Origin of the sequence: Rhizobium sp. AN6A, from assembly GCF_900215635.1 — a bacterium.
GTDB classification, from domain to species: domain Bacteria; phylum Pseudomonadota; class Alphaproteobacteria; order Rhizobiales; family Rhizobiaceae; genus Agrobacterium; species Agrobacterium tumefaciens.
In genome coordinates, this window is record NZ_OCNC01000004.1 from 1458311 (window position 1) to 1474313 (window position 16003).

General features: G+C 57.7%; 14 protein-coding genes and 1 tRNA gene. 10 read left to right on the forward strand and 5 right to left on the reverse strand.

Annotation, left to right across the window (positions count from 1 at the left end):
• Positions 1-41: 41 nt before the first annotated feature.
• Positions 42-926 (reverse strand): acetylglutamate kinase, encoded by an 885-nt coding sequence (argB, locus tag CRO62_RS19665; RefSeq protein WP_003514834.1) that lies wholly within the window; start codon positions 924-926, stop codon positions 42-44.
• Positions 927-1285: 359 nt separating this feature from the next.
• Here argB and CRO62_RS19670 point away from each other — a divergent pair, with 359 nt between their 5' ends.
• A complete protein-coding gene (locus tag CRO62_RS19670) occupies positions 1286-1663 on the forward strand; it encodes a hypothetical protein (RefSeq protein ID WP_097101376.1) in 378 nt (125 codons plus the stop codon).
• 13 nt (positions 1664-1676) lie between these two features.
• On the opposite strand, the gene yihA is transcribed toward CRO62_RS19670, so the two are convergent.
• From yihA to rpmH, 4 genes are read right to left on the reverse strand one after another with little or no spacing between them, the layout of a single operon-like run.
• Positions 1677-2330 (reverse strand): ribosome biogenesis GTP-binding protein YihA/YsxC, encoded by a 654-nt coding sequence (yihA, locus tag CRO62_RS19675; protein WP_097101378.1) that lies wholly within the window; start codon positions 2328-2330, stop codon positions 1677-1679.
• A complete protein-coding gene (gene yidC / locus CRO62_RS19680; RefSeq protein WP_097101380.1) occupies positions 2327-4126 on the reverse strand; it encodes a membrane protein insertase YidC in 1800 nt (599 codons plus the stop codon). Before yidC ends, yihA begins: the two co-directional genes overlap by 4 nt.
• Positions 4126-4509: a ribonuclease P protein component gene (gene rnpA / locus CRO62_RS19685; RefSeq protein ID WP_003514841.1), complete on the reverse strand. Its 384-nt coding sequence runs from the start codon at positions 4507-4509 to the stop codon at positions 4126-4128. The genes yidC and rnpA overlap by 1 nt, the downstream gene beginning before the upstream one ends.
• Before the next feature lie 36 nt (positions 4510-4545).
• A complete protein-coding gene (gene rpmH / locus CRO62_RS19690; protein WP_013635393.1) occupies positions 4546-4683 on the reverse strand; it encodes a 50S ribosomal protein L34 in 138 nt (45 codons plus the stop codon).
• A 348-nt stretch (positions 4684-5031) separates the two neighbouring features.
• On the opposite strand from rpmH, the gene CRO62_RS19700 reads away from it, so the two are divergent.
• The 9 genes from CRO62_RS19700 (at position 5032) to CRO62_RS19745 (ending at position 15815) form a co-directional block, all read left to right on the forward strand.
• Entirely contained in the window at positions 5032-7059 is a 2028-nt protein-coding gene (locus CRO62_RS19700) for a methyl-accepting chemotaxis protein (protein ID WP_097103151.1), read from the forward strand.
• 254 nt (positions 7060-7313) lie between these two features.
• A complete protein-coding gene (locus tag CRO62_RS19705; protein WP_038492672.1) occupies positions 7314-8732 on the forward strand; it encodes a sensor histidine kinase in 1419 nt (472 codons plus the stop codon).
• Positions 8733-8949: 217 nt separating this feature from the next.
• Positions 8950-9026 (forward strand) — tRNA-Arg (locus CRO62_RS19715).
• Positions 9027-9106: 80 nt separating this feature from the next.
• A complete protein-coding gene (locus CRO62_RS19720; RefSeq protein WP_143539399.1) occupies positions 9107-10732 on the forward strand; it encodes a DUF6538 domain-containing protein in 1626 nt (541 codons plus the stop codon).
• A 154-nt stretch (positions 10733-10886) separates the two neighbouring features.
• Positions 10887-11150, forward strand: a complete 264-nt coding sequence (locus CRO62_RS19725; RefSeq protein ID WP_097101388.1) for a hypothetical protein — start codon at positions 10887-10889, stop codon at positions 11148-11150.
• Positions 11151-11475: 325 nt separating this feature from the next.
• Positions 11476-13839 (forward strand): hypothetical protein, encoded by a 2364-nt coding sequence (locus tag CRO62_RS19730; RefSeq protein ID WP_143539400.1) that lies wholly within the window; start codon positions 11476-11478, stop codon positions 13837-13839.
• A gap of 98 nt (positions 13840-13937) precedes the next feature.
• Positions 13938-14492: a ribonuclease H family protein gene (locus CRO62_RS19735; RefSeq protein WP_210201859.1), complete on the forward strand. Its 555-nt coding sequence runs from the start codon at positions 13938-13940 to the stop codon at positions 14490-14492.
• A gap of 304 nt (positions 14493-14796) precedes the next feature.
• Positions 14797-15303 carry a hypothetical protein gene (locus tag CRO62_RS27065; RefSeq protein ID WP_143539401.1) on the forward strand — a complete coding sequence of 169 codons (507 nt, stop codon included), beginning with the start codon at positions 14797-14799 and terminating at the stop codon, positions 15301-15303.
• Complete coding sequence (locus CRO62_RS19745) at positions 15288-15815, forward strand: hypothetical protein (RefSeq protein WP_143539402.1); 528 nt, start codon at positions 15288-15290, stop codon at positions 15813-15815. Before CRO62_RS27065 ends, CRO62_RS19745 begins: the two co-directional genes overlap by 16 nt.
• Positions 15816-16003 lie beyond the last annotated feature (188 nt).

Genomic DNA, 16003 nt, shown 5'->3' on the forward strand with positions numbered 1-16003 from the left:
GTCGTGGCGGACAGGCATTCCCGTCCGCCACATGAACCGTATCAGGGCACGATGAGCGTGCCGGCGCCTTCCGTGAAGATTTCCAGAAGAACGGAATGGGCGGTCTTGCCGTTGAGGATCACCACGCCCTGAACACCGGCCTTGATGGCCTCGATGCAGGTCTCGACCTTCGGGATCATCCCACCGGAAATCGTGCCGTCCTTGATCAGCGCACGCGCCTGGGAGACCGTCAGTTCCTTGATGAGTTCCTTGTTCTTGTCGAGAACACCAGGCACGTCCGTGAGGAACAGGAGGCGGGTGGCGTTGAGCGCACCGGCAATGGCGCCGGCAAAGGTGTCCGCATTGATGTTGTAGGTGGCGCCATCGCGACCGGGAGCAACGGGAGCGATGACCGGGATCATCTCCGACTTGGCAAGCAGGTCGAGCAGGGTGCGGTCGACCTCGACGACTTCACCGACAAAACCAAGATCGAGAACGCGTTCGATATTGCTGTCGGGATCGACGACGGTCTTTTTCGCCTTTTCGGCGAAGACCATGTTGCCGTCCTTGCCGCATAGGCCAATGGCCCATTCGCCCGTCTGGTTGATGAGCGCGACGATCTCCTTGTTGATCGAGCCGGCCAGAACCATTTCGACGATCTCGACTGTCTTGGCATCGGTGACGCGCAGGCCGCTTTCGAACTTCGATTCAATACCCATCTTCGTCAGCATTGCACCGATCTGCGGGCCGCCGCCGTGCACGACGATGGGGTTGATACCGGACTGCTTCAACAGGGCGATATCTTCCGCAAAAGCCTTTCCAAGTGTGGAGTCGCCCATGGCATGACCGCCATATTTCACCACGATGGTCTTGTTCTCATATTTCTGCATAAAGGGCAGAGCCTGTGCGAGCAGCCGCGCCTGAGTCTCGCTTTCGGAAGCAGTCATGGAAAAACCTCGGTCTGTGGTTGCGGCCCTTGAGAGCCTGTCATCGCTCTACAGCATCGGCGCAAAAATCGGAATCGATTTTTGCGGTGCAGGATGCGCAGATTCCACATGTCGATGCGTTTGCAAGGACAGGTGAATGCGCGGGGTGGATGAATGAAATAACCTCCGGGCCATATTGTGTCGGCGCGTAGTAAAATTCCGCTTTTGGGCCGCCCACGACGCGTAATAAGATTGACATAAAGCACCAATCGGACCAGCCTTGTGGCAAGCAGGGGAGGGGTTATTCAGCAGGGCGACGGAGGATCGTTGCGCATCGCAAAAACGATGCTGGCCTGAACGACCGAGGAGTTTGAAAACATATGACCGTACCGGATCGAGACAAGCAAAGCGGTTTGCGGGACGAAGTACTCGCTGGCGAATATGTGCTGGGTGCCTTGCCACCGGAAAGCATGGCGGAGCTTGCAAAACGCGTCAAACGCGACCGTCAGTTTGCGGCCATGGTCAGGCGCTGGCGGGACAATCTGGCGGAAACCGAATATCGCGAAAGAGCGGGCGTTGCAGCCCTGCTTGACAGGGATCCGCTTCGCCCCGGTCTGCCATTCAAGGGCCAGCCGCTCCGCAATGGCAGCATATTCGCCGCGATGCTTCTGGAAGTATGGAATTCCGTGCGTTTCTGGCGGCTTCTGGCATTGACGGCGATGCTGTGGACCGCCGTCCTGCTTTTCACCATCGCCTGAAGGCGACGGTCTTTTAGAGAGAAACAGTTCGTACGATCTCGGCGCGCAGGCTATCCAGCCCGAAGGATTTTTCCGAAGAGGTAGCGAGAACTTCCGGATAGGCGGCGGGACGCTTGCGGATTTTCTCCAGCGTTTCACTGATCAGCCGGGGAACGCCAACGTCCTTGATCTTGTCCGTCTTCGTCAGCACGACCTGATAGGACACGGCCGCCTTGTCGAGCAGGCCAAGAACCTCTTCGTCGTTCTTTTTTATTCCGTGGCGGGAATCGATCAGCACGTAGACGCGCTTCAGCGTCGCACGTCCACGCAGATAGTCGAAGACGAGCTTCGTCCAGGCATCGACGTGGTCCTTGGGCGCCTGCGCATAGCCGTAACCCGGCATATCGACCAGCGCCATCGGCGGCAGGTCGCCCGCCTCACCGGAATAACCCTCAGGAACGAAGTAGTTCAGTTCCTGCGTGCGTCCGGGTGTGTTGGAGGTACGGGCAAGGCCTTTGTGGCCCACCAGCGCATTGATGAGCGAAGACTTGCCGACATTCGAACGTCCGGCGAAGGCAATCTCCGGCGGGCCTTCGGGCGGCAGGAATTTCATCGCGGGAACGCCGCGAATGAATATCCAGGGTCGCCCGAAGAGGGGCTTTTCGGTTGCCGGGCCGGTTTCACTCATTTCGATTGCACCGGCTTTCGCTTGAATAGCCCTTTGAGATTATCGAACAGTTCGATCTTGGCACCGTGACGCTTCATGATGAGGGCCTGCTGCGAGATCGACAGCGTGTTGTTCCACGCCCAGTAGATAACCAGACCGGCGGGGAACGAAGCCAGCATGAAGGTGAAGATCAGCGGCATCCAGGTGAAGATCATCGCCTGTGTCGGATCGGGTGGGGTCGGGTTCATGCGCATCTGCAGGAACATCGTGATGCCCATGACGAGCGGCCAGACGCCGATCATCAGGAAGTGCGGCACGTCGTAGGGCAGAAGGCCGAACAGGTTGAACAGCGAGGTCGGATCTGGCGCGGAAAGGTCATGAATCCAGCCGAAGAACGGTGCATGCCGCATTTCGATGGTGACGTAGATGACCTTGTAGAGCGCGAAGAAGACCGGAATCTGCAGCAGCATCGGCCAGCAGCCGGCAACCGGATTGATCTTCTCTTCCTTGTAGAGCTGCATCATCGCCTGCTGCATGGCCATGCGGTCATCGCCATGCTTGGCCTTCAGCTCTTCCATCTTCGGCTGCATGCGCTTCATGTTCGCCATGGATGCATATTGCTTGCTGGCGAGCGGGAAGAAGAGAGCCTTGACGACGATGGTGGTCAGCAGGATCGCCACACCGAAGTTGCCAAAATAACGGAAGAAGAAATCCATCATTTTGAACATCGGCTTGGTGATGAAGTAGAACCAGCCCCAGTCGATCAACAGGTCGAACTTCGGAATGGAATATTCGGTTTCATAGCGGTCAACCAGCGGCACTTCCTTGGCACCGGCGAAGACAAGGCTCTTCAGTTCGATGGACTGGCCGGGTTCGACCGTCATCGTATCGCTTTTGAAATCGGCCTGGTAGCTCGGCTGATTGCCCTTGATGTGCGAGTAACGCGTTTCGAACGGCGTCATCTGCGGCGGCACAATGGCAGCTGCCCAATATTTGTCGGTGATGCCGAGCCAGCCGCCGGTTGCCTTGGCAACCGTTACCGGGGTTTCCTCGACATCCTTGTATTTTTCTTCCGTCAGGCTGCCGTCTTTGCCCGAGACGCCGAGGAAGCCTTCATGGATGACGAAAACGGGCGGTATTGCCGGCTTGTTATTGCGCGTCACGCGGCCATAGGTGGCAAAGGAGACGGGCGCCTGCCCGGGGTTCTCGACCTTGTCGTTGACCGTGATCATGTAATGCTGGTCGATCGAAACGGTACGGGAGAAAACGACGCCATTCTGGTTGGTATACTTCAGGGTAACCGGTGTGGTCTCCGTCAGCTTGTCGCCGCTTGCGAGTGTCCACACGGTCGCAGGACCGGGAACGCTGCCGGCATCGGCACCGCCGACGTAACCGAGTTCGGTGAAGTAGCCGTCCTTGGTGTCGGAAGGCGAAAACAGCGTGATGATCGGGCTCGAGTCATCGACGGTCTCATGGTAGCCCTTGAGCCGGATGTCATCGAAGCGGGCGCCGGTCAGATTGATCGAGCCGGCGATGGCATTGGTGTCGATGGCGACACGCTGGCTTTTTGCGATCGCTTCTTCACGCGTCGCCGTGGCGGCGGCCTGCGTGGAGGAGGCAGGCGGTGCGCCGTCGACGGTCACGCCGGGTGCGGCACCCGGTGCCGGCTGTTGCTGCGTTGTCTGCTGCTGCGCCTGGCGGGCCTCTTCGGCGCGGCGCTGCTGCTCGATGCGCGGATTCATGTAAAGGAATTGCCAGGCGAGGACGATGACAACCGAAAGGGCTATCGCGATGAAGTAATTGCGGTTCTTTTCCATCATTCTTTCCTGGAGCGGGTGTCCTGGGACCGTTTCGGTTTCGCCGTTCCTTCAATTCGCTCGGTAAGGAGAGACTGAAGTTTGGGGAAGGCCGTCTCGAGCACGTCCCTGCGGGCGACAATCACATAGTCATGGCCGGGCTTCATTGCGAATCCGGCAGAAAGCCTGACGGCTTCCTTGAGACGGCGGCGCATGCGATTTCGCTCGACCGCGTTGCCTTGTCTTTTCGTTACGGTGAAACCGACCCGAGGTTCGGTTTCCGGGGTTTTCCGGTCGAGGACCTCCAGAAGAAAGGTGCCTCCCCGACGCTTTTCCCCCGTCTGCACGGCAAGAAAATCCGACCGGTTTTTAAGCCGGCCGGGCAGTTTTTTTGTCTTGCTCATGTGCCCGCGACTTTCATCGGGCCACAGAGACGGCAATTAAGCCGACAGACTTGCGCGGCCGCGCGCACGGCGGGCTGCGAGAACTTTGCGACCGCCGGCAGTAGCCATACGGGCACGGAAACCATGACGACGCTTGCGAACAAGCTTGGATGGCTGGAATGTACGCTTCGACATTTATTTAATACCGCGGTGTGCGGCCCTTCTTGAATTTGCACTATTTGCAAGAGCGTTTCGTTTTTTGCACGGCTAACCCCGCCTGGGCGAGCTTTTAATGGCCGAGCGTGCGCGGCTTATAAGGGCATAGGCCGAGCAAAGTCAATTGCCGAAGGGGTTTTCGCGCTTCACCTTTTGCGGAAGCGCCATGAAATCGGCTTCGCGCACGGGCGCTGCGGGCGCATTCCGATCGCACGATCGGTAAATTCTGAAATTCTTTCTTAAGACGGCATTGATAAATATTGTGGTGGGAAAAGTTATGCCAGCTTCCCATTTTCCATCGTGCGGCTGGCTTTTGGGGGAACGAAATTGAGAATTCGCGGTCGTATCAATCTTCTTGTCGGGCTTATGAGCCTTGTGGCCTGCACCATCGGCGGCCTGTCCATATATGCGGTCAGCGAATTTCAGGTGCGCACGGTCGGATACGAAAAGGCAGCGGAGCGCGCCTATAAGGGTGAAGCGCTGAACCGGCTTGTGACTGCGGTCGTGATGGAGGCGCGCGGGGTCTACGCTGCGCCCGATATCGAAAAGGCGGCACCTTTTGCTGATGGCATCGTCAAGAACCTCGACGCCATGGAGAAGCTGATCGCAACCTGGACCCCTCTCGTTCCGGCGGAACAGAAGGCGGCCTTCGACAATCTCTCCAGCCGCTTCAAGGAATTCAAGGCCTTCCGTCTGGAAACGGCGCGGCTTGCCCGCGAGGCCGGCCCGCAGGCCGCCAACCAGCAGGGTAACAACGACGCGAACCGGGCCAACCGCAAAGCCTATCAGGCGGAAATCGATGCTGTCGTGAAGAATGACATCGCCGGGCTTGAAGCCGTCAAGGCGGGCATCGACGGCTTTGTGACGACGACATTCTGGCTGGTCATCATCGTCACCGGCAGCGGCATATTGGCCGGCGCGGCGTTCGGCCTCTACATCGGAGCGCGGCAGCTGAGCGCGCCCATCCGCAAGGTTTCGGAAGTGATGAATGCCGTTGCGGACGGAAATCTGGACGCGGACGTACCCTATCTCGGCCGGACCGACGAAATCGGGGAAATGGCAGCGGCAGTCGAAGTCTTCAAGAAGAACGGTCGTGAGGTGTGCCGCATGAATGCGCAGGAAACCGCCATGCGTGCCAAGAGCGATGACCTGCAGGCCGGCATGGCCATTGTCGTCGACGCTGCGGCCCAAGGCGATTTCAGCCGCCGCATCAACAAGGATTACGGCGACGAAAACCTCAATCGCTTCGCTGCGACGATCAATGCCCTGCTTACCGGCGTGGACAATGGGGTTTCCGAGACCAGCCGCGTCATCGAAGGTCTGGCGCGGGGCGATCTGACGGAAAAGATGGATGGCGAGTTCCGCGGCGTGTTCGCCGAGCTCCAGACCAATGTCAACGAGACGCTGGCCAAGCTGCGGGAGACGATGCGGGAAGTGCGCAGCAGCACGGAAGGCATCAGCGGCAATGCGAACGAATTGCGTTCGGCGGCCGACGACCTTTCGAAGCGGACGGAACAGCAGGCTGCGGCACTGGAGGAAACCTCCGCCGCCCTCGACGAAATCACCGCGGTCGTTCGCAATTCCACGGATCGTGCGCAGGAAGCCAGCACCATGGTGGCCGAGACAAAGCAGAAGACGGCAGAATCCGCCAATGTCGTGCGCGATGCCGTCTCCGCCATGGATCGGATCGAGCATGCCTCGCGGGAAATCAGCCAGATCATCAATGTCATTGACGAGATCGCCTTTCAGACCAACCTTCTGGCGCTGAACGCCGGCGTTGAGGCCGCGCGTGCGGGTGAGGCGGGCAAGGGCTTCGCTGTCGTCGCACAGGAAGTGCGTGAACTGGCGCAACGCTCCGCGACGGCTGCGAAGGACATCAAGGCGCTGATCACCAAATCCGGCGAAGAGGTCGGACGCGGTGTGTCGCTGGTGCAGAGAACCGGCAGCGCGCTGGGCGAGATCGAGACCCGCGTTCTGGCCATCAACGAACATATCCATTCGATCGCCACGGCGGCGCGGGAACAGTCGACCGGCCTGCATGAGGTGAATACCGCCATCAACCAGATGGATCAGGTGACGCAGCGTAATGCCGCCATGGTCGAGGAAACCTCGGCTGCAACCCACAAGCTGAGCGGTGAGGCGGGCCATCTCGTCACGCTGGTGTCGCGCTTCAAGGTCGGCGTAGAGGATGGTCAGATCCGCTCTCGCGCAGAACAGCCGATGTGGCCCGTGGCGGTGTCTGGAAGGGCAGCGGCCGTGGCCTCTCCGGCACGTAAATTGATGAGCAGCGTCAGCCGCGCTCTCAACGCCCAACCAGCCGCTGCTGTAGCGAACGGGGACTGGCAGGAGTTCTAAGCCATTCCGCCTGCGGTTTCGCTTGAGACCGGTTCTACGTCAAACGCCGCCCTCCTGGGCGGCGTTTGTTTTTCGGGCGATGGAAACGTTTGTTTTGCAACGCATTTGAAAAATATCTGTTAGGTCCTATTATCGTGCTTGCATATAAACCGAGCCGTTCCACCGAAGCGGCGGCGCGCATACAGGATCAGGGCCCGGTGTTTTCTAAAGGCGTAGACAGCTTGGACGGCACGGAAGACAATCCGGTGCACTGCATGCCGGGATTGACCGGGGGGCTTTCCGGGCGCCTGCTGTTGCTCACCGTTATTTTCGTGATGATTGCCGAAGTGCTGATCTTCGTGCCTTCGGTCGCCAATATGCGCCTTTCATGGCTGCGGGACCGTCTGAACACGGCGGCAGCAGCCGGCGCGGTGATCGATGGCTTGCAGGCCGAATTGCCGCGGAGCGTGCAGAACGACACGCTGATGGCCACCGGGGCGAAGCTGATTGCGCTGCGCAAGGATGGCACATCGCGCCTGCTTGCCGTAGCGGAAACGCCGCCCGGGGTTGATGAGCAATATGATCTTTCCGATGTCTCGCAACTGGCAGCGGTGCGGGATGCCTTCTCTACATTGCTGTTTGGCGGCAATCGCGTCATCCGCGTTTTCGATGTGGTCGGAGACAGCGACACCATCATTGAACTCGTGCTGGGTGAAAACAAACTACGGGCGGCGATGCTGGCTTATGCCCGCAATGTTTTCCTGATCTCCATCGTCCTGTCGCTTGTCACCGCCGGTCTCATCTTCGTTTCCATCAACCGCATCATGATCCGGCCCATACGCCGCCTGACGCTCGGCATGCAGCGTTTTTCCGAGGAACCGGGCAATCCCGAGCGGATTTTCGTGCCGGAGGAGGGAAGCGACGAGCTGTCCGTCGCGGGTCGTCACCTGGCCGACATGCAGACCGAGTTGCAGAAAACCCTACGGCAACAGAAGAACCTCGTGGATCTCGGTCTGGCGGTTTCGAAGATCAACCACGACATGCGCAATATCCTGTCATCCGCACAGCTCATGTCGGACCGGCTGGTGGACGCCAAGGATCCGATGGTCAGGAGCTTTGCGCCGAAACTGCTGCGCACGATCGACCGCGCCGTGGCCTATACAACCGAGGTTCTGGCCTACGGGCAGGCGACGGAGGGTGCGCCGAAACGCAAGACTGTGCAGTTAAGTCTTCTGGTGCGGGATGTGCGTGACATTCTGGCGCTCGATCCGGAAAGCGGTATCGAGTTTCACGATAGCGTGCCGCCCGATCTCACCGTCGATGCCGATGCCGAGCAGCTTTTCCGGGTGATCCACAATCTCTGTCGCAACGCCGTTCAGGCACTGCAATCCGACACGGCGAACGCGGCGCCCCGGCATCTGTCGATTGCAGCCCAGAGGGCCGGCAACGTCGTCAGCATCGTGATAGACGACAATGGGCCGGGAATGCCGCGCAAGGCGAAAGAGAACCTGTTTTCCGCCTTCAGGGGATCGGCACGATCCGGCGGCACCGGTCTCGGCCTCGTCATCGCGCGGGAACTTGTGCTTGCCCATGGCGGCACGATAGCGCTTGTCGAAAAACCCGGTCCCGGCACGCAGTTCCGCATCGAGATCGCTGACCGCGCCGCCTCCGTACATGCCGCTCGAACCGCCTGATGACTTCGCCTGAACAAGGTCCTGCACAATCGCCGCACCTCCCGGAATATGTGCCCCATACGGCCACTCAAAAATGCCCTTGATGGAATTTCTAATATAATCAACAGGATACATGAATTGCTGCGGAAAAATGACAATTTCGAAACGAAATCGCTTGCAATCGGAATGAGGACGTTTTAGAGGATCGCCACGCCACCGGAAATGACCGGAACGGCACGCACCCGTAGCTCAGCTGGATAGAGCACCAGACTACGAATCTGGGGGTCAGGAGTTCGAATCTCTTCGGGTGCGCCATTTCATCTCCTTGATGAAAAACAACAATCTGATTTTGCTGATGTTTCTCCCGCCGCTTTTGATACACAAAGGTGGCACACATGGTCCTTTCTATGCCTTCCCCGTTTAAACATCCTGCGACCGGCGTTTATTGGTATCGTCAGCGGGTTCCGGCGCGGTTGAAATCGGTAGCCAAGGGGAGAGCAGTTACCGTTACGATTGACGGCTACCCTTCTTATCCAACAATTGGCGACGAGATAAAAGTCTCCCTACGCACCAAGCTCCCAGCGGACGCAAAGCGATTTGCTCAGGAGGCCCAGTCGGAGTTCGATCGAATCTGGTTGAGTTTTGAGAGCGGGCCTGTGTCGCTCACGCTCAAGCAGATTGTAGCCCTTTCGGGGGAAATGTATCACGTTATTCGGTGCGCGCTTGAGGACGACCCCGGCGAGGCGGGGCAATGGCTGTCGCGCAGGCAGGAGCGCCAAGCCGATAGCGTCATAGCGTCGAAGTCTCCCCGTGCTGCCTTGATGATAGACCCAGCCGGGACGCTACATAGCCGCCTCAGTTCGTGGGTGGACGGCATATTGGCTCAGCGGCACCTTTCGGTAACAGAAGCCACCTATCAGCGTCTTTTGGTCGAATTTGATCGAGCTGCGGGTGATGTCGCCGCCCTGCTGCACAAGCGCGCATCTGGTGATTTTAGCGCAGACAGCACGGGGGAGCGTTTTCCCTCCTTTGAAGTAACGGTTACCAGTCCCACAACGGCGCAGGTTTATACAGGCGTAACGATAACCAAGCTGTTGGACGGTTGGTCCGGTAGATTGAAAGCACCGAAGCCGCAAACGATTATCAGGTACAGCGGAATCATTTCCCAGCTTGTTGCCTATCTCGGCCACGATGACGCTGAACGTCTATCTGATGCTGACATCGTGCGCTGGCATGGTGACCTGATGGCTAGCGGCGCTGTGACGCACGACACCTTCATCAAGGCTTATCGTGCTGCCATCAGCACAGTCTATGCCTACGGCATGACTGCTCAAGGTGGAAAGCTCGTCAAATCCAACCCGGCTGCTGGCCTTTTGTTGGAAGGTCCAGCAAAAAAGCAAAGCCGTCCCAAGAGCTTCTATATCGAAGAAGCCCAAGCCATCCTGCGCTGCTCCCTAGCTGCCCTCACGGCGGAGAATAACTACTCCGAGATCAACCGAACTGCGATGCGCTGGGTGCCGTGGATATGCGCGTATACGGGCGCACGTGCAGGGGAAGTCTGCCAGCTCCGAAAACAGGACTTCATCGAGGTAGATGGCGTGAAGTGCATAGCTTTGCTGCCGGACGCTGGAACCATCAAAACCGGGCAGTTCCGGCATGTGCCGTTGCATCCCCATCTATTGGAGCAGGGGCTATGGCAGTTTGCGGGCAAGGCAAAGAACGGGCCGCTGTTTTTCAACGGTAGCCTCAAGTCGGCACAGCCGTGGGTTCAGACCGTTCAGATACTTGGAGAATGGGTGCGAGCAGTGGCCAAGGTAACCGACCCCCGTATCGGACCTAACCACGCTTGGAGGCACTGGTTCAAATCCAAGGGCCGCACCGCTGGTATAGATAACGTCTACCTTGACGCGATTTGCGGGCATAGCCTGCCGACACAGGGAAATAACTACGGCGAGTTTGAGCCAAGTGCCTTGTTGCGTGAAATTTGCAAGCTCCCGTCCATCGAGATCAAGACCGCCTAGAAGCCCCGAGGAAGAACCACGGGGCAACCAAAGGTAGGTGCGGCGGCATCCTTACGCCCGCTTACCTGTACCTTCTGTGGCCCTTCTTGGGGGCTTTGCTTCCACGCCTTCCGAACAGTGCGGAAGGTGCAGCGCTTATCAGGGAATATTTTTCATGCGCAACATCATCACCGGTAACGCCACACACAATGATACCGTCGAGGCCCTCACAAAACGCATTGTCGAGCTGGAGGCGGCGCTTGCGCTCGAAAAATACAATGTCGAGTTCCTGAAAAATCAAGGCCGGAAGAGTCGCGGAAAAACCAAGGCCATCAAGCAGGGGTACTCTCAAGCTCGTAACCATCTTAGTCAGGCGCTGGACAGGGCAGAACGGGCGGAGCGCTTTAGTGAGCAGTATGCGCGGTTGGCTGGACGTTAATTAGAACCCACCATTAGAGGCTCGCAAACCAGCAGACGGCTGAATTACCCCTCACCATAGAGTTTCTCTCGCCCCGACGATGGTGGCGCGAGAAATCCTTTTTCGGGCCACCCTCAGTTTTTCTTCATGAAAGCTGGCGGTGGCGTTTTTCATTTCCATCACCGGGCTTCCGGTCCCACCTTTCATTAGCTCGGCACCTTTTCGGCTGCCAGAAGGAACTCCTATGACAAAACTACCGGGATTAATTCGCCAAGATGACCGCCCCTCAGTGGGTGGTGCGAACCGTGGACGTGTCCAAGTTCGGAACCCCATCGGGGATGTAGCCTTGCAGCCGCAGGCTCGCCCGGTGGATACCTATAGCCGCCCCCAGGCCGCACCTTCTGGACCCAACGGTCTCCAGCAGCTCGCCGGGGCGCTTGCTCAAATCAGCCCCGCGCTCACCAACTATCTCGATAACACTGCCGCGAAGGCACAGAAGGACGCCGAGGACCGCGCTATGCGACGGATTGGCGGCATGAGCTTCCAAGAGGCTCGTGATGCTGTGAACAGCGGCAAGATGAGCGAGATGGATAATCCGTGGTTCAAGGCTTCATTTATGAGGCAGCTTGGCGAACGTATGGGTTACGAGCGCGTGAACGAGTTATCCACGGAATATGAGACCAACTTCGACAAGAACGGTGGCGACCTTGACGGTCTTATCCGGGGCCGCACCTCCGATGATTTGGACCAATACGGTGACGACCCTCATTTCACCGGGGCGTACACCAAGGTCATGGATGGTTTCAGCGCCAGGGCGAAGACCGCCCAAGCTCAGTACAAGACCGAGCAGGTGAAACAGGACACGGTTAGCGGGGTCTATGACACCTTCCATGGTGAAGCTACTTCTCTACGGAGTGAGGGCAAATCCCCTCAGGAAATCGTTACCGCGCTCCGGGGGAAATACGAGGGGAACCGCTCTCTGCTCCATGTGGACTTCAAGGAGCAGGACAAGGAGATGGTCCGGCTGGCCGAAGCTTTCGCGGCCAAGGGCGATATGGAGATGGTCAACGCCATCCTCAACTCCGACCGCAAGGGAGCCGATGGCACCGTTCTCGGTCCCTTGTCAGCCAACCGGGAATTTCAGGCAGATGCCGTTCGTATCACGACAAATGCCGAGAGGCAGGCATTCGACAACACCGAAAAAGCGACACGCGAAACGCGATACGATTTTCTCAACGAGGCGCAGGAAGGGAAACTGAATGTAGAGTGGTTCCGCGAATGGCATAAAGCTAACCCCGGCGCTTACACGGAAGCCCAGTCAATCGCCGTCATCAACCACAATAATACCGTGGTGGAACAGCAGCAGGAGCAGGCGCGAAAAAACACCGAAAGGCTACAGATGCGCGCCGCTGCCACGAAGTCCGAGGAAGACCTTATTCTCCGTAATTTCGAGGTAGCGAGAACGGGGATGCTTCCGTTTATCGAAGAGGCGACCGTTTTGACCGACACAGGTGGCAACAAGACGGTCTCTGTGGACGAGCAGAAAAAGGCCCTAGCGAAAAGGATTGTCGATCAGACCGAGCGGCTTGTGCAGTTGGGGAAGGCCGACAAGGAACAGGCATTCGGAATGCAGGTGGAAAGCTTCTCGGTCAACAACCTCACCAATCCGAAATGGGAAAACGTGCTCAAATCAGGGCCGAAAGCCGCCACCCCTTTCACCCTTTCTGGCGGCACCGTTCCGCCAGCGCTACAGGACAGTGCCGACCTCTATATGAGGTTGCATGCAGCCAATCCCAAGCTTCTCGAAACACACATCAAAGACAACTCCGACAGGGACTTCTTTGAGGCATACCGAGTTGCAACACAGTACGTCAAACTTGCGCCGGAACAGGCTGTGCAAATGGCAATGATGCAAACATCGGACCCGGATAAAGTTCGGTCGATCGGTGCCTCGGCCCGCTTAGAACAGGTCGAGGAGCGGGTTAATGACATCCGGCATGGAGGCGGATGGTTTACGTCAGGTTCGCCTCCTGCGAACAAGAGTTACGTGGCTTCTGAAATATCCCGGCTGGGTAAGTTTTATGTCCAAAATGGCATGGACACGGAGGATGCCCTTGACGAAGCCAAGACCCGCTTTCTTGCTTCTCACACCGAAGTTGGCGGAAACTTCGTTTACACGGGCGGAAAGGACATCCCGAAAAACTTCGGCACTCTCGCCTCTCGCGCTATTGAAAAATATGTCGAGGATTTTGGCGAAGACGAGGGGGTGGAAGCGAGCGACCTGACCATCAGGCCCGCCACAAACGGGCAGAGCTGGCTTATCGTACATCAATCCGGTCAATATCCCGTCGAGAACTCTGCACGGGCAAATCTGACACTTCGGTCTCTTTTTGAAATGGAGCGGGAGCGGCAAGATAAGGTCAAGCAGAAGGTCATTGATGAACACACCCGGAAGCAGAAAGACCTAGCGGCAGGCATCACGCCATTGGCTAGAATGATGCCGATGGTTCCCGGAGGGGTGTTCACGGGCGACACCGCCGAAGCCATCCGAAAGCGTGACGAGGAGGACCGGCAGGCATCCGGCGTCCCGGCAGAACCAGAGAAACCACATGTGCCACTTCTGGAACGACTGTTGCCGCCTGTGCGCGGCGGGTTGTTCACCGGAGATAAGTACGAGGAAGTCAACGGACAGAAACCCGCCGACAAATGACCGCTGACGGTCAATCGCAAAATCCACCCTCGGTCCTCACGGGCCGGGGGTTTTCTTTTTCCGGCGCTTATGCGCGATCAACAACCGATGGAAATAGCATGACCACAAACGCCGATATCGACCTCGCCACCATCAAGACCGGCAGGTACTACATCATCGCCACCGATGGTGCTGCCATTCCAAATCCCGGCCCCGGTGGCTGGGGTTACGTCAAGCAGCTTTGGGATGGCGGGCAGCTTCTTCAGCAGGCACTCAATGCAGCCCGTTCGGAAGAGCTGCAAAGTACCAACAACCGTATGGAAATGACAGCAGTTACCATGGCCGTGGAAAGCGTCCGGGAGCCGGAAACGCCGACCATCATTCAAACAGATAGCGAATATGTGCTAAAAGGTTTCACGCTCTATCTGCCCCAGTGGAAGACCAAGGGGTGGAAGTCATCTAGCGGCTGGGTGAAGAACAGGGAGCTATGGGAAAGGCTTGATGCCGCCTGCGCTGGGAAGACCATCTATTGGGAGAAGGTGCTCGGTCATTCCGGTCATCGTCTCAATGAGATGGCTGACACTCTGGCGAATGCGGCAGCAGAGGGAGGCTTCCCAAAAGGGCGGTTGTCGATCAGGGAAAAGCATCTGGATTGGTTCCTATCGGGACCATGATTTCTTAGACCAGATAGGTAGACCATCGATTACCCCTCCCCATAGGAGGAGATGTTATAGCCCACCATAGGAGGAGAGATGGTCCCCCCTAGGTAAAACCTGATATATTTATTCATAGGATGATTATAAAAGCATAATCATAGGTAATACCTATGGGAACCTTCTGGCGTCGTTATGCTGACCTATGGCAGCCAATATCGCTCGGCATCCTGTACCCTTCTCCACCATCGTCACCACCTCCCAACAGCACCGCCTCATCTTTGAGTAGCGGCTTCCTGTCTGCGACACCCGCAAGGATATTTCCGTGAAACGCAAACCACCGCCATCACCGGCCCGCCTTGAGGTCCGGCCATCCGTTCCCGATGACGTTACCTATCTCGCCCCAAGGCTCCGCAAGGCCGACCTCGAAAGCCTCGAGGCATGTGCATCGCCTTCCGCCGAAGTCAGTCTCACCCGTGGTCTTCAACATTCCGACATTTGCCTGACCGCCTTGGATGACGAGGGTTTGCCGGTAGTGATGTTCGGGACCGTTCCGTATCCCCAAGACAGCACCGTGGGGAACGTTTGGTTTCTAATGGCTGATGGATTGAGCATCGACGCCGAACGCTTGACCATTACAGCCAGTCACTACGTTGAAACTTTCCACGGAAAATATCCAATCCTGTCGAGTTTCATGGATTGCCGTGATCGTCCTCGGAAACGGATGTTGCGACGTTGTGGTTTTGATTTCGGCAACATCGCCAACAGCCCCAGCGGACACAATTTCCAAGAAGCATTCAAAATCAGGAGCGCCGCATGTGTGATCCAATAACGATGGTCGCTGCGGCGCTCGGTACTGCACAGACCGTTACCGGATACATAAGCGAACGGCAGGCCGCAGCAGCTCAGAACGCAACGGTCCGTGAGAACCAGAAGGCCGCCAACGCGAACCTTGTCCGCGAATACGCTGATGTCCAGACGCGGCAAATTCAGGAAGAAGATGCGGCGGCTGTCCAGAAGCAGGACATTTCCCGCGAAGCTCGTGCCGCCCGTGCCACCACCATGGCCGCAGCCGGGGAAGCCGGTGTATCCGGCCTATCGGTCGATGCTCTTCTTGCGGACGTTTACGGTAAAGAGGCGACCGCCAAGGACCGTATCAGTCAGAACTCAGGTTTCACCACCGCGAACCTTACGAGGGAGATGGACGGCCTCAAGGCGAAAGCCCAGGACCGTATTAATTCCATGCCGTGGGCAACCGGACCAAGCCCGTTCGCAGCGGCGCTCAAGATCGGCGGAGTCGGACTGGACAGTTACAATCGTTATGGGAAACCCAAGCAGGCCTAATGCTGTAACAGATGAGGGCCGCAGTCTCGATCACCGCGACCCTCGTTTTTTGCCCCTCTAGCGAAGTAGGGCCGGGTGGCGGCTAACGCTGCCGAGACGCAACTTACGCAGATCGCCGTGTTTTGCCAATATCTTACAAGAAGGGCGATATGGTGCCGGTTCGACAGAACGCACTGACAAGCGCGGCT